Genomic DNA, 19,612 nt, shown 5'->3' with positions numbered 1-19,612 from the left:
AAGTTCTTCATCGATTACTTTCAATGCCACTCTCTAGGGTGATTTTTTCTTCTGCGATCTCATAAAGAGCGATATCAGCAAATTTGACTTTATTCTTATCCAAATCCACTAAGGGCATAGCCCCATTAGCAAGCTCTTCAGCTCTTTTTGCTACAACTAAAGAAAGTTTATAGCGATCATTTCCCATTTTTTGTAAAGCTTTTGCAGCGATTTCTTCTATTCTTTGCATTGATTTTCCTTTATTTAATTTTCTTGATTTTTAACCACAGAGCAAATACTCATATCACCTTGTATGATTCTAAGCAAATTACCCTCGTGAAACATATTACACACGATGATAGGAAGTGCGTTATCTTTTGCTAAGGCTATAGCCGTATCGTCCATGACTTTGATATTGTCATGCAAGGCTCTTTCATAGCTGATTGTATGTAAAAACTGAGCATCATCAAATTTGTGCGGATCTTTATCATACACCCCATCAACTTTAGTCGCTTTAATGATAACTTCAGCCTCGATCTCAACAGCTCTTAAAACAGCCGTTGTATCAGTGGTAAAATAAGGATTTCCAGTGCCAGCTGCAAAGATCACAACGCGTCCTTTTTCAAGATGTCTTTGAGCGCGTCTCATAATATAAGTTTCACAAAAAGCTTCCATTTGTATCGCACTTTGCACTCTTACATCAAGTCCAGCACTTTCTAAGGCTTCTTGCATGGCTATAGCATTAATCACGGTTGCAAGCATACCCATATGATCGCCACTTGTGCGCTTGATAAGCCCATCTTTAGCCGCTGTAACGCCTCTTATGATATTGCCCCCGCCTATAACTATGCCAACTTCTACATCATTAATGAGTAGCTCTTTGATCTGCGAAGCGATGTATTTAAGCACTGAATTTTCTATGCCAAAGCCATTATCTGCAGCCAAAGCCTCGCCTGAAAATTTAACCAAAACTCGTTTTTTCTTTTGCATACCTCATCTCCTTTAAGCTGTTATTATACTCTAAAAGCCTTTAAAATTAGTTAATTTAGGCTAATTAATTCTAAAGGATTGATGTGAAATTTCTCTTGAGTTACCTCAAAAGTAAGATCATTTTTTACCCTACCCAAAACCTCGCCTTTTTTGACATTTTTGCCTACCTTAAGTGTAGGTGCAATCTTATCTAAGTGAGCATAAATCGTATGAAGTCCATTATTATGCTCGATAATGACTACTCTTTGGAGCAAATTTGTCTCTTTAGCAAAGACAACCTTGCCACCAAACACACTTTTAACCCTTGCGTCAGCTGTTTTTGAACGCAAAATCACATTTTCATTAAAAATTTTGATATTATAAATGGGATCTGTAAAATTACCAAATTTTTGTTTAACGATAAAAGAATCAAGTGGAGCTATAGTCTTTTGTCCTTTGTATTTTTTAACAGCTGTATTTTGATAGCTTGAGCCAAGCTGACGCACAGCTTGATTGTTGCTTGAAGAAGAAGTGTTGCTCGCTTTTTCTTGTTTATCGCTTACGATTTTAAGTTCAGCTAGGGTATTTCTTAGCTCAACTTGCTGTTTTTGCACATCATTAAGCTTTTTTGTATAAATATCCTTGTCTGTTTTTTGTCTTTTAATCTCATCAATTTGCTCAAGTTTGAGCTTTTCAAGCTTAATTAAATCATCGTTGTATTTTTTTAAATTTGTATTGATTTTATCGATTTGAGCTTGTTTTGCGTTAATCTGCTTTGAAACAAGCTCATAATCCTTTGAAAGTCTATAAAATTCCTCTTTCAGCACCTCATCAAGCGAATTTAAAAGCTCAAAAGCGATAAAGCTTTCTTCACTTTCTATATATCCGCTTGGTATAGGCAAATCAAAGGCAAAATTTTCAGCGATTAAACTCACAAGTTTGTTTTCCATAGCGTTTTTGTCTTTAAGCAAATCTTGATTTTGCGAATTTAAGGTTTTAAGCTCTTTATTTTGAAGCTTTGCATTTTCTTCAAGCTTTAGTGTTTCTTGGCTGAGTTTTTGAATTTGTCCGGCAAGATTGTTAAGGTTTTTTTCGCTTGCTAAAATATCCTTAGCTAAGTCATCAAGCTTTTTTCCAAGTTGCTTGCTTATCCTTTCACTCTCTTTTAAATCCTTTGTTTTTTGACTCAACTCATCAGCAAATGAAAAAACAAAAAGTAGCACTAAAAGCCACAAAATTTTCATTTTTTAACCTTAAACATTACCGAATTTACACAAAGTAAAGACACAAGCAAACTTAAAGCAAAGATAATGCTTAAATGTAAGATAAAATTCATCTTTGGCAAACTAATATCTACAGCATTTAACGCACTTTGGATAAAACCAAGAGAAAAAATTTGAGTGAAAAAAACAAGCAAGATTAAAAAGGCAATGAAACAATCAAACAAAACTACCCTGTATAACATAAAAGAGCGAAACCAAAAAGGAGCACCAAAAAGACACATAATCTCAACCCTTTCAGTATGCTCAAAAAGCCAAATTCGCATTTGTTTTAAAAAGAGCACAAAAGAAAGCAAGATGATGATAAATAAAAACAACCAAAAGACAAATTTAATCAATACAAGCAAGCTATAAATTTTATCATAAGTCTTTGCAAAAGCCTCGACTCGAATCACATTTGGCATTTTTGAAAGCTTATCTTTTAGCTCTTTAAGCTCGCTTTGAGTAGGCAAGTGATTGAGTTTAAGGCTATAAAAGTGTGGCAAAGAACGTTCTAAAGCAGCAAGATTGTTTGCTGAGACATCGTTTTTAAGCCTTTGCATAAAGCTTTTTGTATCAAGACTTTGCAAGGTTTGTAGTGATGGAATTTGATTTTGCACGCTGGTTTGAGAAAGTTCTTTTGAGCTGGCTATGATAATGCTATAATCTTTGTTTAAAAGACTTTCATAATGTTTCACGGTTTGATTGATGATGAGTATAAACTCAAAAGCAAACATCATAAAAAGAAGTGGCAAAATAAGCCCTAAATGTGTTTTAAATGATTTCATTGACTTTTCCACTTTCTATATCAAAGCGTCTGTATTCAAGCCTAAGATTGCTTGGAATTCTATGCGTTACGACAACAACACAAGTGCCAAGTATCTCTCTTGCTGATTTTAAAAGCGTCCAGATAATATCTGAAGAGTATTCGTCCAAATTCCCAGTTGGCTCATCGCAAAGCAAAAGCTTGGGATTATGAGCTAAAGCCCGAGCCATAGCTGCTCTTTGCTGTTCGCCGCCAGAAAGCTGATCTGGTTTTTTATCTGCTTTAAAAGTAAGTTCAACATGGCTGAGTAACTTCGCGCTTTGTTCTTGACAAATTTTTTTAGAATAACCTTTAATCATCAAAGGCAACATAACATTTTTTTCTATGCTGTATTCTTTGATGAGTTTATAATCTTGAAAGATAATGCCTATATTTTGGCGAAGTTGCAAAAGTTCTTTATTTGAGATACCATTAATCACACTACCACACACCTCAAGACGTCCAGATAAAGGCTCTAAATCTGCGTAAAATGATTTTAAAAGCGTGGATTTTCCACTCCCACTTTTTCCGGTAATAAAAACAAAATCATCATTTTTAAAAGAAAAATTCGCCCGCTCGATGACTAATTCATCATAACCTAAAGATAAATTCTGCGCTCGAATCATAATTGGCATACTTTTCCTTAATAAAAAACTAAATTCTAAATTATGCTCTATTTTATCTTAAAAATCAAGAAATTTAAGCCCTTGATTTTTAAATTTCTTGATTTAAAAAGTCTAAAAGTTTTTGTAAAGCTTTATAATTTTGCTCTGTCTTAAAAGGCTCATTAAACAAAAATGAAAGCTTTTCATCAAACAGCAAATATGTATGTTCTGGGCTATAAAAGCTACCAAAAGCAATTTTAAGCACCACGCTTTGCTCGTCTTTGATATACACATTTTCAAGACTTAAAAAATAATCCTCACCCCTAAAATGCCTTTTTTTAAAGTTTTGCTTGAGTTTTTCTACACTCATTAAGGGTTTAAAATCCTTTAATTTAAAATCAAAGCACGCAAGCTCATTATCATCAAAAGTTTCATTATATACACATAGATCATATATATCTTTTTCTTGTCTTTTCCATCTTGCTTCGTATTTGCTCGTAACGCCCAAATCTGCATTTTTGTTAATCTGTGCTTTGCAAGTTTGTAGGGCTAAAAACTGCTCTAAAGTAAAGTCAAAATACGCCTTGCTGTCTGTTCTTAACTCAAAACAAGCACCTTTTTGAAGCACTCTTTGGCAGTTTTTTACAAAATCAAAACTCACAACCCTTCTTTGAGGCTGTTTGTCCCAAGGCACTGGAAAATGCAAAAATATTTTTGCAAGGCAGTGATTTTTAAGCACGCTAAGCAAAAGTCTAGCATCATTTTGTGTCAGCAAAACATTGTCTAAGCTCTCTTTCATCGCTAAATTTGCAACTTGTTCTAAAGCTGGTGTGTAAATTTCAACACCTAGCATTAAAATGTTAGGATTTTCTCGTGCCTGATAGAGCAAATGCCTACCCGAGCCAAAACCTATCTCTAAATATACCTTTTCAAATTTTTGCACATTTTCAAGCAAAGATAAAATATCATTTTCGATGAATTTGTTTTTTTTAAGCAAATGTGTCTTTTTAAGCGCAAAAGCTTCACTAATCACCTCTTTAGCGAAAGCGTTTTTAAACACAAGCAAAGCCTTTTGCACATAGCCAATTTGCGTTGGTTTGCTGTGCTTTTCAGCCTTAATCACAAAAGCCTCATTTTGTTTCACAATTTGCAAGAAAAAGCACTCATCAACTACCTTTGTAAAAAGTAAGCTTGAGCGCGTATCATGACAAGCCCACAAAAAGCTTACTTCTTCTTGCATAAAAGGCAAAACAAGTGGCTTAACACTTTTGCATTTAAAATTTGGCATTAACCGCCTACCCTTACTCTAGCTGAAGGTTTAGATTCAATGCCATTGCTATCTACGCTAATGACTTCATAAGTATAACTTTGCCCTTGCACGGCTGTAGTATCTTTAAAAGTTGTTTCATTAATCTCTTTAAAGATCACATCGCCTCCGCCATATCGTTTAAGCGTATAGCTTACCGCTCTATCATCATTTGGCGTCCAGCCAAGATCAATACCATCAGCCACAATAGCTGTTAAAGTGATACTTGGAGCAAGCGGAGCATCAAGGGTTTTACCTTCTACTGAATGCTCTGGCATTGTGCTTTCAAGCCCGTCTTTATCAACGATAGTGATTTTATATTCTTTTTTCTTGCCTACTTCATTCACCCTATCTTCATAATTATTATTTTGTGTTCGTGCAAGCTCTGAAAAAGGGAGTAAGCTTGAATTTTTTGCATAAATTTTATAATACGCAAAATCCTCAAAGTTTGGACTATCCCAAGCTAAAAGTATGCGTCCTGCAAGATCAGTTGTAGCTGATAAATGCGTGATTTGCGGTGGTAAAGCTTTGGTGGTAGAGTTTAGAATTTGACTTGATTCTGAATACACGCCATCAAAGGTTTTAGCAAAAATGCGGTATTGAAAATTTTGATTAGGTTTTAAATCATCATCGATATATTCAGCTTCCAAACGATTTTTAAGCTCTTTTATGGTTTTAAAATTTCCATCTTGCTCTGCCCTTTGTATCTCATAAGCTTGCACTCTAAGATCAGGGTGGGGACGCCAAATGAGCTTGATTTTGTTTGGTAAGCCATTAATGGCTTGCACAAAAGGCAAAGGTTGAAGTCTTGGGCTTGTTTTTACTTCGATTAAAACACCTTCGCTTGAAATTTGCTTAAACTCATTAAAGGTTCTCATCGTATAAAGATAAGTCGTATCAGGCTCAAGCGAGGTATCAACATAATGGGTTTGAAATTTGTTCTTAATCGTTGCAACAAGCTTCATTTCAGGTTCATTTGGCGTGCTTTTATAGAGCAAAAATCCTTGTATATTTTCATTATAAAAAGAATTCCACTCAAAAGCAACGCTACTCATATCGCTGATATGCTTGAGTGTTTGCACGCTTGGCAAATCCTCATTTACACTCATTTGCTGGTTTTGTATAGTTAAACCGCACGCATTAAATATGAGCGTTAAAAGCAGAGTAAATAGACTCAAATGAAGTTTTTTCATCAAGTTCTCCTTGTGTAAAATGTGTTTGTAAAATTGTATAAAAATCATCATAAATTGGTGCTTTAATGCAAAGTTTTTTTTGACTTTTTGGGTGTATAAAATACAAAAAATACGCATGAAGCATTACTCTTTCATACTTTGCTCCCTTAAAGCCGTAAAGCTCATCGCCTAAAATATGGCGATTTAAGCTTTCTAAATGAGCTCTTATTTGGTGCGTGCGTCCGCTAAAAAGCTTTGCTGCTATAAGAGCTGGGCTTGTTTTATCTTCTTTGGTAAGCAAATTGATAAAAGCTGATTTTGCACTTTTTGCTCCGTTTAAATTCTCTTTTTGTGGATCAAGGGCGATTTTTTTAAGGCGGTTGTGCGGATTTCTTGCCAACGCTTTTTCCACAAGCATATAATTTTCTTTTAAAGGCAGATCGCTTAACGCTAAATACAAACGCCCCATACTTTTATCCAGAAGTTGTTCGCTTAAAGCCTTGTGCGTAGCGTTATTTTTAGCGATAAGTATAGCTCCGCTCGTATCTTTATCAAGCCTATGCACTAAGCCTGCTCGAAGCTCGCCACCTAGAGTTGAAAGCGTGTAATTTTTAGCCAAAAGATAATCAACTAAAGTTGCTTCTTTTACGCTTAAAGCTGCATGCACGACAAGCTTTGGTGGCTTATTTAAGACGAGTAAATCCTCATCTTCATATAAAACATTTATATCAAAATCAAAGTCAAATTTGCTTTGTTTTGGTGAAGTTTCAAGCTTTTGAATGTTGATTTCATCATTTATTTTAAGCTTAAAAGAAGGCTTAAGCTCCAGACGATTATTGACTTTTACGCCACCATTTTTGATCAAAGCAGCGATTTGATGGCGACTTTGCTGTAAATTTTTACTCAAAAAAATATCAAGTCTTGAAATTTCACTGACTAAAATTTTTTGCATTTTAAAGCGTTTATCCTTTGCAAAGTTAAAATCTTAGCGTATAATACTACAAATTTATTAAGGCTTTTTAAGTGATTAAATTATTTGATAGAAGAATTCTCACTCACTTTGATTTTGTCCAACCTGCTTTGATCTTGCCAATCATCGCCATTTCTTTTATTTTGGTGGCTGAAGTTAGCTCTTTTTTGGCTGAAAAACAGCTCATTTACACTTTAGTAGGCTTTTTGTGCTTTTCGTTTTTTTTCATACTTCCTATTAGAAAGCTTGCATGGCTCATACCTTTGCTGTATTGGATCAATATCTTTTTGCTTTTAAGTGTCGATATTTTTGGTGTTGAAAAACTTGGAGCAAAAAGATGGCTTGAGGTGCCATTTACACACTTTACTATACAGCCTTCAGAGCTTCTTAAGCCTTCTTTTATCTTAATGCTTGCTTATCTTATCTACCGCGATCCTCCGCCTAAAAATGGCTATAAGCTCAAAAGCTTTTTAAAGCTTAGCTTTTATATACTTTTGCCTTTTTTTCTCATCGCTGCAGAACCAGATCTTGGCACAGCGACGGTTTTGATTATCGTTGGTTTTGGTACGCTTTTTATCATAGGAGTAAATTATAAAATTTGGTTGAGTATTTTTTTAGTCATCGCCGTATCCTCGCCCATCATTTACACGCATTTTTTAAAGCCATATCAAAAGCAAAGAATTCATGATTTTTTAGCCGAAAAGCCAAGTTACCAAGTCCAGCAATCCATAATCGCTATTGGAAACGGCGGACTTAAGGGCAAAAATAGCGATGAAGCAACCCAAACGCATTTTAAATTCTTGCCTATCTCAACAAGCGATTTTATTTTTGCGTATGCTGTGGAACGTTTTGGATTTATAGGAGGGGCATTTTTACTTTTACTTTATATGCTCTTGATCTTTCATTTGCTCAGCTTAAATGCTAAATTTAAAGATGATTATTTTACGCGCGTAGCATTAAACTGCGTTGCTTTATTTATCTTTATCTATACGGCTGTAAATGTTTCTATGACTATAGGCTTTGCCCCTGTTGTTGGCATACCACTGCCCTTTTTCAGTCATGGAGGAAGCTCTTTTACAACCTTTATGGTGTTTTTTGGAATTTTACAGCACCTTATCACTTTTAGGTATTTTGCTTTAGATACTAAAATCAGACTTAAGGGTGCTTGATCGCTTAAAAATCCAACTTGTTTTTATAGCGTTTAGTTAAAATTAAGCAAATGTAGAGTATAATTTTTGCTTTCTTACTTTTAAAGGCGGATTTATAGCTCAGTTGGTTAGAGCAACCGGCTCATAACCGGTTGGTCGCAGGTTCGAGTCCTGCTAAATCCACCACTTCTTTTTAATACTCATCAAGGAAATTTTATGCAAAAGACGATTTTGTTTGACTTAGATGGCACTTTAATTGACTCTACTTCGGCTATTTTACACGGCTTCCATAAAAGCTTTGAGTATTTTAAGTATGATTTTCATGATGATGAAGCCATCAAAAATATGATAGGCTTACCTTTAGATGAGATATTTAAAAATTTAGGTATTAAGGTTGAGGATACTCAAAAATACATTCAAGTATATAAAAATGCTTACAAAGAAGTCTATCTTGAACAAACCACACTTTTAGAAAAAACAAAAGAAGCTCTTGAGCTTGCTTTTTCATTTGCTGATTTAGCAGTAGTTACGACAAAAAGTTCTGTATTTAGCCAAATTTTACTTAAGCATTTAGGCGTAGGGCATTTTTTTAAAGTCATTGTAGGAAGAGATGATGTTATCAAGCCAAAACCAGATGCAGAACCTATACTTAAGGCTTTAAACTTACTTTGCAAAGAAAAAACAAATGCTTTTATGCTCGGTGATACTCATCTTGATATACAAGCAGCTAAAAACGCTCAAATTGGGTGTATTGCTTTAAGCTGTGGCTATGAAAGTAAAGAAAGCTTGCTTGCTCAAAAGGTCATAGTTAAAGAAAATGCTTATGAAGCGGTGAGATATCTTGAGAAACTATAATGAGAAATTTGAAAGAAAAGAATGGCTCCGGATGCAGGATTCGAACCTGCGACCAAGTGGTTAACAGCCACCTACTCTACCGCTGAGCTAATCCGGAATTTTTAAAATTAAAAGTGTGATTGTAGCAAAATAGCTCTTTTTTGTCAAGACTTTTTTAAAAAAAGCTCTAAATTTAAGCCCTTAATTGTGCTAAAAGTTTTTCACCTTCAAGGCTTAATTTTGCCCCTTTAAAATAAGCCTTACCAAAGGCTATGATTAAAGCGTGAAAAATTTGATAAAGCTCATACAGCTCATAGTCTTTTTTCAAAGCCTTGCAAAGCTTTGCTTGCTCGCTTTCTATCCCGCTTTGAAAAAACTCCCTTAGCTCCTCATAGCTTTCAAACTCAAAACCTAGAGCTAGGGCTAAACGTTTAGTATAGCTATCAACGACAAGAAATTCTTGCTTGCAAAGATAATTAAGCACGCTATCAACACTTTCAAAGCCAAGCCCTTTGATATTTAAAAGCCACTCTCTACTGGCTTTTGTTTTGAAATTTTCTAAGCTTTCATACTCATTGATGAGTTTTTCGCATAGATTTTTTAAACGTTTTGCCTTGGTATTATAAAATCCACTTGGCTTAATAAGTCTTGCAAGTTCTTCATTTTCAAGCTCTGCGATTTGTTTTATACTTGAAATTTGAGCGTTTTTTAGATTATTTAGGGCTTTTAAGACATTATTCCAATTTGTATTTTGCGTTAAAATCACAGAAATAAGAAGCTCAAAATCACTCAAGCCCCTATTTTCAAGCCAATCAAAGCCCTCATAATCTAAATTTAAATGTATCAAAAAGTCAAAAATCCCAGCCCCATTCATCAAAACTCCTTTTTACGCACTTTGCTTTTTTCTTAAAAATGAAAGCACAGCATCAAGCACATCATCATCGTCCTTACTGCGAGCCTTTATCAGCTCTTTTGTATCATCAAGATAGGTAAATTGTATATTCATCTCAAAGCTTGAAATGCTTTTAAAATGCTTTAAGCCTAGAATTTTTATGATGATAAGAGATAAAAACTGCTGGGTATAAGTATCAAGCTTGCCAAAACGATCATTGATTTCACTTTCTATCTCATAGACTTCATTTACACTTTCACACTTACTTAAACGCCTGTAAAGCTCTAAACGCAAGCGATCTTCATTGATTAGCTCTGGATTTAAAAAGGCATTTACCCCAAGTTTTAAGTCTATTTTTTCTTCATTTAGCACTTCTTTTTTACTTAAGGCATTAATTTCATCTTCAAGCATTTTAAGATAAAGACTCAGTCCAATCTGCTCTATATGCCCACTTTGATCGCTTCCTAATAAATTACCCCCACCTCGTATCTCAAGATCATGATAAGCAAGCACAGAACCAGCCCCTAAAAAAGAATTGCTCTCTAAAGACACAAGACGTTTTAAGGCTTCTTTGGTGATAGCATTTTTATCCTCAACTAAAAAATAACAATACCCTTGCCTATCGCTCCTTCCTACCCTGCCACGAAGCTGATGTAAATCAGCCATGCCAAAACGATCAGCATTTTCAACGATGATGGTATTGACATTAGCTAAATCTATGCCGCTTTCTACTATGCTGGTGCAAAGGAGCATATCGTATTTTTTATTTTCAAACTCAAGCATTTGTTCTTCTTGAATTTTTGAGTCAATTTGTGAATGAAGCACAAGAATTCTTAAACCCTTAAATAGCTCCAAAAGCTCTTTTTTGCGAAGTTCTATGCTTGCAATATGATTGTGTATATAAAAAATTTGTCCGCCCCTTCTTAACTCTCTAGCAATCACTTCTTTAAGCAAGGCTTCATTGTATTCTTTCACATAAGTTCTTACATCAAGCCTTTGCAAAGGCGGAGTTTGAAGGCTTGAATACGACTTGATCTGACTTAAGGCTTGATTTAAACTTCTAGGAATAGGCGTAGCTGACATAGAAAGCACATGAGCATTGTGGCTGAGTTCTTTAAGCTTTTCTTTTTGTTTTACCCCAAATTTATGCTCTTCATCGATGATGACAAGGGCTAGATTTTCACATCTTAAGCTTAAAAGCGCGTGCGTGCCTATAATCACACAAGGAGTATTTAAATCAAGCTTTTCTTTTACAAGCTTTTTTTCTTTTGTGCTTGTAAAACGATCAAATTTAAAAACTTCTATACCAAAACTTGCAAAGCGTTTGCTTAGAGTTTTATAATGCTGGTGTGATAAAAGCGTGGTTGGCACAAAAAAAAGCACGCTAAAGCCACTTTTTAGCACCGGTAAAATGGCATTCATCGCCACTTCAGTTTTACCAAAACCAACATCCCCACTAATAAGCCTATCCATAACCCTACCACTTTGAAAATCTTCTAAAATAGCCTCACAGGCCTTAGTTTGATCCTCAGTATAAGTAAAATTTGCACTTGCTACAAATTTAGCCTGCTCTATATAATCAATATGAATTTTTTTAGGCTCAATCAAAGCCCTTTTAGCAGCCAGTATCACAAGTTGTGAAGCGATCGCAAAAAGCTTTTCTTTGAGCTTTTCTTTAAGGCGTAAAAAAGTGCCTTTGCCAAGCTTATCCATGCTTGGGACACTTGAGCTTATATATTTATCAATCATATATAAGTTTTCAACAGGAAGCAAAAGCTTGTCATCATTTTGATACAAAAGAGCTACAAATTCTTTTTTTACTCCGCTAATCTTAATCATCTCAAGCCCCAAAAACTTTCCCACACCATAATCTTGATGCACGATAAAATCGCCCTTGCTTAGCTCATCGATGATTAAACTTGCTTTTCGCACGCGTTTTTTAGGCGTTTTTTGATTTAAAGAAAGTATGATCTTTTCTTGACTGATAAGATGAAGCCTTAAAGGGCTTATCTGCAAACTTAAATTTGGAGTTTTTTCTATATTTAAAGCCTTAAAAAGAGCTTCATTTCGTGCGAGTATGAGAATTTCTTTATCTTGATGAAAACTAAAAAAATCCCTTGAATAAGTGCTTTGCAAGTCTTTATAATGCTTAGCATCTTGTAAAACTCTAGCATTAATCTTTTCAAGCTTAGCCTTATCTAGCCCTTCAAATTCTAAGTCCTTAAAGCTTTTTATGCTCTTAAAATCAAGCTCTAAATAATCACAAAAATCATCTATGCACCAAAAACCAAAAGAATTAAAATCACTAATCAAAGCCGAATTTTCAAATTTTTCAAGCTTATTTTGCAAATGCTCAAACTCGCTTTGAGAAAAATGAGCCAAAAAAGGACAAATGTAAAGCTCTTGAAGTTCATTTTGTATAGATTTTTGAGTATTTATATCAAAATACCGCAGGCTTTCTATTTGGGTGCCAAAAAAAAGTATCCTAAAGGGCTGTTCTTCATTGAGTGCAAAAATATCTAAAATCTCGCCACGCCAGGACAGCTCGCCCTTATCTTGCACTATATCTACAAAGTCATAACCAAGTCTTATAAACTCATCTTTTAAAGCTTTTTCATCAATATGCTCGCCAAGTTTAAGCCTGATATTTTGCAAATGCTTTTTACCTGGTAATTTATGTAAGATAGTATGCAAAGGAGAAATGAGTATTTTTTGAGAGCTTTGTTCTTGATGATAGGCATTAAGCACCTTACAAAGCTCAAAAAGCTCTTTTGAAAAAGGGCGTAAATCATCATCTTGCCTTGCTCTAAAATCTGGCAAAACAAAGCTTTTAAAGCCCAAAAATAAAGCAACTTGAGCTAGCTCATCAGCTTCTTTATCATCCTCGCAAAGCAAAAGTTCGCATTTTGGCTTGCTTTGCAAGAACTCGTAAAATTTAGCCTGAATCAAAGCTTATTCTTCGGTTTTTGAAGCAGTATTTTCAATAAGTGTAAGTGTTTCGTCTTTGATCTTGCTATTGCCATTAAACTTACCACCATTTTCTATAGCAAAGCCCTTTATAGCAATGTTTCCATTGACTAAACCACCCATAAGAATTTCAAGATTGTTTGCATCAAGCTCACCATCAAAAATTCCATTCACAACGACCTTATCAGCATTAAGCTGTCCTTTAACGATCCCTGTTTTACCGATAACAACTACACTTTGTGAGTGGATTACACCGCTGATCTCGCCATCAACATGAAGCATAGAATCAAAGTAAAATTGCCCTTCTATCCTTGCTCCTGCTGAAATTACTGTTGTTTCTGAGACGCTGCTGTTGATATTGCTTTTATTAAAGATTGCCATGGCACTCTCCTTTCTTGATTAAAAAATTTATCCATATTTTTACGATCTAAATTCAAAAAATACAGAGGTTCTAAAGTCTTATTGATAAATCTTACCTCATAATGCAAATGAGGACCAGTTGATGCTCCTGTGTTGCCTGTATAACCAATAAGTTCTCCTTTTGAAACAAATTGTCCGGGTTTTACCACATCTTTTCGCGTCATATGAGCGTAGATGGTTTTAAAGCCAAAATTATGCTGTAAAGTTACCATATAACCATAACCATTGCTATTATAGCCTGAAAACTCAACAACTGCATTTGCTGGAGCATAAATTGGCGTGCCAACGGTTGCTCTTAAGTCAATACCAGTGTGAAATTCCTGCCTTTTTAAGATAGGATGATCCCTCCAGCCATAATTACCAGAAATCCCTTTGTTTTCTATAGGATAACCATTTGGAATTTGAAGCAAAACACCTAGTTGCTGTTCGTTTGTAAGATTGAGCTTTTCAAGTCTTGCATTTAAAGTCAGATTATTTTCATTACCAAGCCCAAGCTGTTCTTCAAAAATGGCGATTTTATCTTCTATAGCGGCATATTGTTCAGCTTTTTCAGCAAGACTTGCTTGCATTTTTTCGTTATTTATGACTAAATCTTTGCTATTTTGTATCAACTCTTCTCTTTTTGCGTCAAGTTCGCTGACTTTAGAGTCCAGATAATGGATATAAAAAGCACTAAAGATTAAAAAAAGCAAAACAAAAGCGATAAGATAAAAAGCAATTTTCTTAATCACTTGAGAAAGATAAAAATGCTTTGAACCATTTACATCAGTGATTGTAATGGTAAATTTATTCAGCATACGCTTATGCGGTCTCAAAATGCTCCTTTAAAAAATGCTGCACCAAAACAAAAGAGCCAAAGACAAGATAAGTTCGATCTTTTTCAAGTTTTGTGAAATCCTCGCACTTTATATCAAGCTTTAAAGCTACTTCTTTAATATGTTTTGTAGCAAGCTCTCTTTGACTTTCGTATTTGTAAATCATAATTTTATCAATTATAGGCTTAGTAATTCTTAAAATTGCAAAAATATCTTTATCTAAAAAAGAATTATAAATCAAACAAAGCTTTTGTCCTTTAAATTTTTCAATCAAAGCTCGTGCTGCAAGCTCGTTGTGTCCCACATCAACAAAGATATTTTCACTTATTTGCTCGCACCTGCCTCTTAAATCAAGCTTTTGAAGCTTTTTGATGGCATGAAAAGCTTGAGTTTTATTTTGTAATACTCTTAAAGCAGCAAGTGCGAGATTAAGATTGTGTTCTAAAAAAGAAGGGAGTTTGTGCTTTTGTGCGTAAGCTTTGCTTGCTTTAAGTAAATTAGTATCTAAAAGCTCATTTGCATAAAACAGCTTTGCTTTTTTTAAAAGGGCTATTTTTTGACTAAGTTGCAAAACAAGCTCTTCTTGCTCGTTTGCAATCACAGCCTTTTTTGCCATAACTTTAAGCTTTGTTCGAGCAATCATTTCAAGCCTATCGCCTAAAATTTGAGTATGATCAAAGCCTATTTTTGTGAAAATACTTAATCTTTTTTCAAACAAAGAAGTGCTGTCAAACTCTCCTCCCAAGCCTGCTTCAAAGATAACAAAATCACATTTTTTAAACACAATCGCAGCCAAAAAAGTCGCATACTCAAAATAACTCAAACGTTCTAAATCACTTTGAAAAATTTCACTCAAACGCTCATGAGCTTTTTGCAAGGTTTCATCATCAAGTATTTTTTGATCAAGCCAAAATCTTTCATTAAATTCAAAAATATGCGGACTTGTAAAATGCCCTACTTTAAAGCCAAGTTTATATAAAAGCTGGGCTAAAAAGCGTCCTGTGCTACCTTTGCCATTTGTGCCTATGATATGAATGATGGGTTTAAGCTTTAAGTCTTTTTTGTATTTGTGATATAAACTAAACGCACGAAAACGATCGATTCGCGTTGAGTATTCTACTTTTTGTTCTAAAAAGGCTTTAAATTTCATTAACTTTCTTTAAAAGTTCATCTAAAAGACTTAAGTGAGGATAGCTTGCCTTATCCATAAAAAAGCTCACTATGCTTGGAATGATGACATCTTGTTTATAAATAAATTTAAAATTCTCAATCTCATTGATATTTTTTTGCATAAAAGGGATAATTTGCTCATAAGTTTTTGCACGCACGATAAGTAAATACGACTTTTCATCAAGCATCCAAAGCTCATCGTTTCCGTCGCAATTTTCTTGTAAAATTTTCTTAAATCGTTCTAAAATTTCACTTAAATTACTCACGCCGTATTTTTCCATGATAAAACGATAATTTGAAACACTAAACACGCACAAAGCATAATTTATCTTATATTGCAAAAACACTTCATCAAGCTTGAGTATGTGCTTTTGAAGCGTCCAATTTTCTCTTTGTTTGGTATCACTTGCCTTGTGAAGCTGGGCGTGAATATGTGTGATTTTTTCGTTTAAAGCAAGGAATTTGTTTTTCAAATCATCAAAAGAAACTTTCACGCTGCCATCTTGTTCTTTTTGTAAAGAATTCACAAAAGCGACATTGTTTTGATTGATATTATTAAGCAAATCGATGAGCTGGTTAAGCTTTTGGAGATTTTGATCAAAAAAATTAAGGTTTTGTTGCACGAAGATTAAATCCGTGCTGATTCTTTTATTGACCATTTCTAAAAGTTCATTTTTAAAAGTATCGCTTTTGTCCTGATCAAGAGCAAGGATATATGGCTTTTCTTTAAGTTTTTGTTCAAATTCAGCAATCTTATCACTATGAAGCAAAGAAGGACGCAAGCACAAAGCAATGAGCTTGGCAAATCTATCATATGATCGAGCCTTAAGTTGAAAAAGAAGTTTTTTAATGATAAGAGTAAAATCATCATTTTTGATACCATATTTTTTAAGTTCTTCTTCAAGTTCGTGATCTTCATAATCTTGCTGCCATTGCTGCCATTTTTTTTCAAGCAAATAAATACTTTCAAGATCCATTGCTTTTGAAATTCGAGCCAAAGTCATAGAAGCTATATCTTTAACCTTTTTATCTTTACTTGCAAGCAAGCTTTTCATAATGATATTTAAAAACTCAAAAAGCTGAGGGGATTTTTCTTTGTTTTGGCGATTAATCTTTGAGATGAGAAAAAAAAGCAATTCATCAATGTTCTTAATATTTTTAAGCTGGATATCATTTTGATGTGCTGGGATTAACAAAGCTTTAAATTTTTCTACCTTTTCTTTGGTGCCTCCACTCACACCACGTTTTGAAGAAAGCTCTTCAAAAACTTCAGTATAATTTTCTGGCGTAGGTTTTAAGCCTCGTTGCCCGAGCAAGAGCAAGGTTTGCTTTGCAAGCTCGTTGATATTAGTCATTGTGCTGTCCTTTAATCGCAACTATAGAGACAAACTCATCAAATGCCTCGCTTGAAGCAAAACGCATCGCATCAAGCCTTGCTGTATCACTGATAACACTATTTGGCGAGATAGCAAAATCATAACTCCCCTGCGTTTTGATAAGCTCTTCTTTACCATCTTTAAACACAACATTAAATTCAAGATTAAGCTTTGCTTTATATGCGATAACATAGCCATTTTCATCATAGATTATTGGAGTGAAGTCAAGATTTCCTACTCTTACATTGATGCTTTCATCAGCTTCTTCTTTAAGGGCTGGGCTTTTGCCAAGCTTATTGATAATCACTTCTCTTAAGGTATCAACGACAAAAACGCTATTTTGTGGGTCTTGTGGCGAAATTTCAACGCTAACATACACCTTATCACTAAAAACTTTTTGAGCGACTTTACTTGTTGGCACATAACCACACGCAATAAACAAAAAGCTTATACCCAAAGCAAATAAAGTTTTTATCATTTTATAACCAAATTCACAAGCTTCTTATCAATATAAATTTCTTTGATAAGCTCTTTACCCTCAAGCCATTTTGCCACGCTTTCTTTAGCCTTACTTATAATCTCATCTTTGCTTAAATTTGCTTCTATTTCAAGCTCAGCTCGCTTTTTGCCATTCACACTTACGCCTATATTAAAGCTATCTTTAACAAAAACTTCACTTAAAAGCTCAAGTTTTTTAAAATTTTTACACTCAAAAAGCTCATTTGAAAGCTCGCTTGCTAGGTGAGGAATGATAGGCTCAAGTACATTTAAAAGTATATAAAAGCCTTCAAGCTCTAAATTTTCATTCTTTGCTACACTTAAAGCATTTAAGGCTTCCATACAAGCTGCGATTAGGGTATTAAAAGCAAAATTGCTCTCATATAATTCATTTGATTTTTTCAAAGCCTCATAAACTTTAAGCCTTGCAAGTTTTTCATCCTTGTTTAAGGCATTTTGATCTATAGCTTTTAAGCTTTTGCCTTTAAGCTTTAAGGCTCTTTCATATAGCCTTGCTAAAAAGCGATATGCTCCATCAACAGCATCAGCATTCCATTCAAGCTCTTTTGCTGGTGGGGCTGCAAAAAGTATAAAAAGTCTTGCTGTATCGGCTCCATATTTGTTAATAATCTCATCTGGATCAATGACATTGCCTTTTGACTTACTCATTTTGGCTCCATCTTTAAGCACCATTCCTTGCGTTAAAAGACGTACAAAAGGCTCATTAGCTCTTAAATACCCCAAATCCCTTAAAGCCTTTTGGAAAAAACGAGCATACAGCAAATGCAAGATAGCATGCTCTATACCGCCTATGTATTGATCCACTCCAAGCCAATAATCCGTGCTTTTTTCATCAAGTGCCTTTTCTTGCCAAGTTTTTTCATCACTTGCAAAACGCGCATAATACCAAGAACTTTCAAAAAAAGTATCTAAAGTATCACATTCTCTTTGAGCTTCAAGCCCACATTTTGGGCATTTACAATGCTTCCAAGTGGGGTGCTTTTCTAAAGGATTGCCCTCTCCTGTGATACTTACATCATCTGGCAGGGTTATAGGTAAGCTCTCAAGCCTTTCACTGACTAAACCACAGCTTTTACAATGCACCATAGGTATAGGACAACCCCAATACCTCTGCCTTGAAACGCCCCAATCACGAATTTTAAAATTAGTAATTGTTTTGCCTATGCCAAGTTGCTCAAATTTCTTCGCTATTTTTACTCTTGCTTCATTGCATTCTAAGCCTTCAAATTCGCCACTATTAATAAGCTTGCCTTTTTTATCTGTATAAGCCTTGCTTGGATCGTAATTTTCATCATCAATGACTTGCTTTATACTTAAATCATATTTCTTAGCAAATTCAAAGTCCCTTTCATCATGAGCTGGCACAGCCATAACTGCCCCACTACCATAATCAGCCAAAACAAAATTTGCTACCCAAACTGGAATTTTTACTCCTGTTAAAGGATGAAGGGCGTAAAGCCCTAAAAAATAGCCTTCTTTGTCATTCATCTGCCTTTCTCTTGGGCTTTGATTTTGTATGGCTTTAATCTTTTGTGTTGTATGTTCATCAAGTAAGTTTTTTTCAAGCAAAGCATTTACTATGCTATGTTCTGGAGCTAAAGCCACATAAGAAACGCCAAAAAGTGTGTCAGCCCTTGTTGTAAAGACCTCAAAAGAAGAAGCTTCAGCCTTTAAAGCACTTTCATCATCAAGTTTAAAAGCAAACTCAAGCCCATAACTCTTGCCTATCCAATTTTCTTGCATGGTTAAAACCTGAGGACTCCACTTACCCTCAAGTTCCTTAAGTCCAGCTAAAAGCTCATCTGCATAAGCAGTGATTTTTACGTAGTATCCAGGCATCTTTTTTTGGATAACCTCATGCCCACAACGCCAGCATTTTCCATCCTCAACCTGTTCATTTGCAAGCACAGTTTTATCATGATCACACCAATTCACAAGGGCATCTTTTGTGTAAATAAGCCCCTTTTCAAACATTTTGATAAAAAATTCTTGCTCAAATTTGGTATAAAGAGGATCAGAAGTTGCTAGCATACGTTTTCTTGAAAAAGAAAAGCCCAAAGAAAAAAGCTCTTTTTGCATATAAGCTATATTTTCATAAGTCCAAGTTTTAGGGTGAATTTTATGTTTTATAGCAGCATTTTCAGCAGGCATACCAAAGCTATCAAAGCCTATGGGGTGAAGCACATTAAAGCCCATTTTTCTATAGTGTCTTGCAAGCGCATCGCCTATGGTATAATTTCTTACATGCCCCATATGTATGCGTCCGCTTGGATAAGGAAACATAGATAAGATATATTTTTTAGCTAGGCTTAAATCATCTTTTGGCTCAAAAGCCTCACTTTCTTGCCAAAATTGCTGCCATTTTTTTTCTATCACACTTGCTTCATATGCCATTATTTTTTCTCT

General features: G+C 34.7%; 18 protein-coding genes and 2 tRNA genes. 3 read left to right on the top strand and 17 right to left on the bottom strand.

Going from position 1 to position 19,612, the window contains the following annotated elements:
* Positions 1–7: 7 nt before the first annotated feature.
* The 8 genes from CQA38_RS01525 to CQA38_RS01490 all read right to left on the bottom strand — a co-directional run bounded on the left by CQA38_RS01525 (position 8) and on the right by CQA38_RS01490 (position 7,047).
* Positions 8–229, bottom strand: a complete 222-nt coding sequence (locus CQA38_RS01525) for a DNA-directed RNA polymerase subunit omega (RefSeq protein ID WP_137632239.1) — start codon at positions 227–229, stop codon at positions 8–10.
* Positions 230–243: 14 nt separating this feature from the next.
* Positions 244–969 (bottom strand): UMP kinase, encoded by a 726-nt coding sequence (pyrH, locus tag CQA38_RS01520; protein ID WP_137632238.1) that lies wholly within the window; start codon positions 967–969, stop codon positions 244–246.
* A gap of 50 nt (positions 970–1,019) precedes the next feature.
* Complete coding sequence (locus CQA38_RS01515; protein ID WP_137632237.1) at positions 1,020–2,192, bottom strand: M23 family metallopeptidase; 1,173 nt, start codon at positions 2,190–2,192, stop codon at positions 1,020–1,022.
* Positions 2,189–2,995 carry an FtsX-like permease family protein gene (locus CQA38_RS01510; protein ID WP_137632236.1) on the bottom strand — a complete coding sequence of 269 codons (807 nt, stop codon included), beginning with the start codon at positions 2,993–2,995 and terminating at the stop codon, positions 2,189–2,191. The genes CQA38_RS01515 and CQA38_RS01510 overlap by 4 nt, the downstream gene beginning before the upstream one ends.
* Positions 2,982–3,647 (bottom strand): ABC transporter ATP-binding protein, encoded by a 666-nt coding sequence (locus CQA38_RS01505; RefSeq protein ID WP_137632235.1) that lies wholly within the window; start codon positions 3,645–3,647, stop codon positions 2,982–2,984. Before CQA38_RS01505 ends, CQA38_RS01510 begins: the two co-directional genes overlap by 14 nt.
* A 79-nt stretch (positions 3,648–3,726) precedes the next feature.
* On the bottom strand, positions 3,727–4,905 hold the full coding sequence (gene trmB, locus CQA38_RS01500; RefSeq protein ID WP_137632234.1) for a tRNA (guanosine(46)-N7)-methyltransferase TrmB: 1,179 nt from the start codon (positions 4,903–4,905) through the stop codon (positions 3,727–3,729).
* Positions 4,905–6,116 carry a fibronectin type III domain-containing protein gene (locus CQA38_RS01495; RefSeq protein ID WP_137632233.1) on the bottom strand — a complete coding sequence of 404 codons (1,212 nt, stop codon included), beginning with the start codon at positions 6,114–6,116 and terminating at the stop codon, positions 4,905–4,907. Before CQA38_RS01495 ends, trmB begins: the two co-directional genes overlap by 1 nt.
* Positions 6,064–7,047: an RluA family pseudouridine synthase gene (locus CQA38_RS01490; protein WP_137632232.1), complete on the bottom strand. Its 984-nt coding sequence runs from the start codon at positions 7,045–7,047 to the stop codon at positions 6,064–6,066. Before CQA38_RS01490 ends, CQA38_RS01495 begins: the two co-directional genes overlap by 53 nt.
* A gap of 74 nt (positions 7,048–7,121) precedes the next feature.
* On the opposite strand from CQA38_RS01490, the gene CQA38_RS01485 reads away from it, so the two are divergent.
* The 3 genes from CQA38_RS01485 (at position 7,122) to CQA38_RS01475 (ending at position 9,068) form a co-directional block, all read left to right on the top strand.
* Entirely contained in the window at positions 7,122–8,234 is a 1,113-nt protein-coding gene (locus tag CQA38_RS01485; protein WP_137632308.1) for an FtsW/RodA/SpoVE family cell cycle protein, read from the top strand.
* Between the two features lie 88 nt (positions 8,235–8,322).
* Positions 8,323–8,399 (top strand) — tRNA-Ile (locus tag CQA38_RS01480).
* Between the two features lie 30 nt (positions 8,400–8,429).
* Positions 8,430–9,068: an HAD family hydrolase gene (locus CQA38_RS01475; protein ID WP_137632231.1), complete on the top strand. Its 639-nt coding sequence runs from the start codon at positions 8,430–8,432 to the stop codon at positions 9,066–9,068.
* Between the two features lie 22 nt (positions 9,069–9,090).
* Here the strand turns inward: CQA38_RS01475 and CQA38_RS01470 are convergent.
* The 9 genes from CQA38_RS01470 to leuS all read right to left on the bottom strand — a co-directional run bounded on the left by CQA38_RS01470 (position 9,091) and on the right by leuS (position 19,600).
* Positions 9,091–9,165 (bottom strand) — tRNA-Asn (locus tag CQA38_RS01470).
* Positions 9,166–9,240: 75 nt separating this feature from the next.
* A complete protein-coding gene (locus CQA38_RS01465) occupies positions 9,241–9,921 on the bottom strand; it encodes an endonuclease III domain-containing protein (protein WP_137632230.1) in 681 nt (226 codons plus the stop codon).
* A gap of 12 nt (positions 9,922–9,933) precedes the next feature.
* On the bottom strand, positions 9,934–12,885 hold the full coding sequence (locus CQA38_RS01460; RefSeq protein ID WP_137632307.1) for a DEAD/DEAH box helicase: 2,952 nt from the start codon (positions 12,883–12,885) through the stop codon (positions 9,934–9,936).
* 6 nt (positions 12,886–12,891) lie between these two features.
* Complete coding sequence (locus CQA38_RS01455; protein WP_137632229.1) at positions 12,892–13,287, bottom strand: polymer-forming cytoskeletal protein; 396 nt, start codon at positions 13,285–13,287, stop codon at positions 12,892–12,894.
* On the bottom strand, positions 13,233–14,123 hold the full coding sequence (locus CQA38_RS01450; protein ID WP_137632306.1) for a M23 family metallopeptidase: 891 nt from the start codon (positions 14,121–14,123) through the stop codon (positions 13,233–13,235). Before CQA38_RS01450 ends, CQA38_RS01455 begins: the two co-directional genes overlap by 55 nt.
* A 4-nt stretch (positions 14,124–14,127) precedes the next feature.
* A complete protein-coding gene (locus CQA38_RS01445) occupies positions 14,128–15,291 on the bottom strand; it encodes a Mur ligase family protein (protein ID WP_137632228.1) in 1,164 nt (387 codons plus the stop codon).
* Positions 15,281–16,666: a hypothetical protein gene (locus CQA38_RS01440; RefSeq protein WP_137632227.1), complete on the bottom strand. Its 1,386-nt coding sequence runs from the start codon at positions 16,664–16,666 to the stop codon at positions 15,281–15,283. Before CQA38_RS01440 ends, CQA38_RS01445 begins: the two co-directional genes overlap by 11 nt.
* Entirely contained in the window at positions 16,659–17,165 is a 507-nt protein-coding gene (gene lptE, locus CQA38_RS01435) for an LPS assembly lipoprotein LptE (protein WP_137632226.1), read from the bottom strand. The genes CQA38_RS01440 and lptE overlap by 8 nt, the downstream gene beginning before the upstream one ends.
* Positions 17,162–19,600, bottom strand: coding sequence for a leucine--tRNA ligase (gene leuS, locus CQA38_RS01430; protein WP_137632225.1), 2,439 nt, complete (start codon positions 19,598–19,600; stop codon positions 17,162–17,164). The genes lptE and leuS overlap by 4 nt, the downstream gene beginning before the upstream one ends.
* Between the last annotated feature and the right edge of the window lie 12 nt (positions 19,601–19,612).

Origin of the sequence: Campylobacter sp. MIT 12-5580 (genome assembly GCF_005406235.1) — a bacterium.
Classification (GTDB): domain Bacteria; phylum Campylobacterota; class Campylobacteria; order Campylobacterales; family Campylobacteraceae; genus Campylobacter_D.
The sequence above is the reverse complement of the archived record's forward strand: the minus strand, read 5'-3'. Positions and strand labels throughout refer to the sequence as shown.

Coding starts and splice junctions, on each gene's coding strand:
- CQA38_RS01445 (WP_137632228.1), bottom strand. CDS start 15,291: ATGAAATTTAAAGCCTTTTTAGAACAAAAAGTAGAATACTCAACGCGA.
- CQA38_RS01455 (WP_137632229.1), bottom strand. CDS start 13,287: ATGGCAATCTTTAATAAAAGCAATATCAACAGCAGCGTCTCAGAAACA.
- leuS (WP_137632225.1), bottom strand. CDS start 19,600: ATGGCATATGAAGCAAGTGTGATAGAAAAAAAATGGCAGCAATTTTGG.
- CQA38_RS01440 (WP_137632227.1), bottom strand. CDS start 16,666: ATGACTAATATCAACGAGCTTGCAAAGCAAACCTTGCTCTTGCTCGGG.
- CQA38_RS01510 (WP_137632236.1), bottom strand. CDS start 2,995: ATGAAATCATTTAAAACACATTTAGGGCTTATTTTGCCACTTCTTTTT.
- lptE (WP_137632226.1), bottom strand. CDS start 17,165: ATGATAAAAACTTTATTTGCTTTGGGTATAAGCTTTTTGTTTATTGCG.
- CQA38_RS01495 (WP_137632233.1), bottom strand. CDS start 6,116: ATGAAAAAACTTCATTTGAGTCTATTTACTCTGCTTTTAACGCTCATA.
- CQA38_RS01505 (WP_137632235.1), bottom strand. CDS start 3,647: ATGCCAATTATGATTCGAGCGCAGAATTTATCTTTAGGTTATGATGAA.
- CQA38_RS01465 (WP_137632230.1), bottom strand. CDS start 9,921: ATGAATGGGGCTGGGATTTTTGACTTTTTGATACATTTAAATTTAGAT.
- trmB (WP_137632234.1), bottom strand. CDS start 4,905: ATGCCAAATTTTAAATGCAAAAGTGTTAAGCCACTTGTTTTGCCTTTT.
- CQA38_RS01450 (WP_137632306.1), bottom strand. CDS start 14,123: ATGCTGAATAAATTTACCATTACAATCACTGATGTAAATGGTTCAAAG.
- pyrH (WP_137632238.1), bottom strand. CDS start 969: ATGCAAAAGAAAAAACGAGTTTTGGTTAAATTTTCAGGCGAGGCTTTG.
- CQA38_RS01515 (WP_137632237.1), bottom strand. CDS start 2,192: ATGAAAATTTTGTGGCTTTTAGTGCTACTTTTTGTTTTTTCATTTGCT.
- CQA38_RS01490 (WP_137632232.1), bottom strand. CDS start 7,047: ATGCAAAAAATTTTAGTCAGTGAAATTTCAAGACTTGATATTTTTTTG.
- CQA38_RS01525 (WP_137632239.1), bottom strand. CDS start 229: ATGCAAAGAATAGAAGAAATCGCTGCAAAAGCTTTACAAAAAATGGGA.
- CQA38_RS01475 (WP_137632231.1), top strand. CDS start 8,430: ATGCAAAAGACGATTTTGTTTGACTTAGATGGCACTTTAATTGACTCT.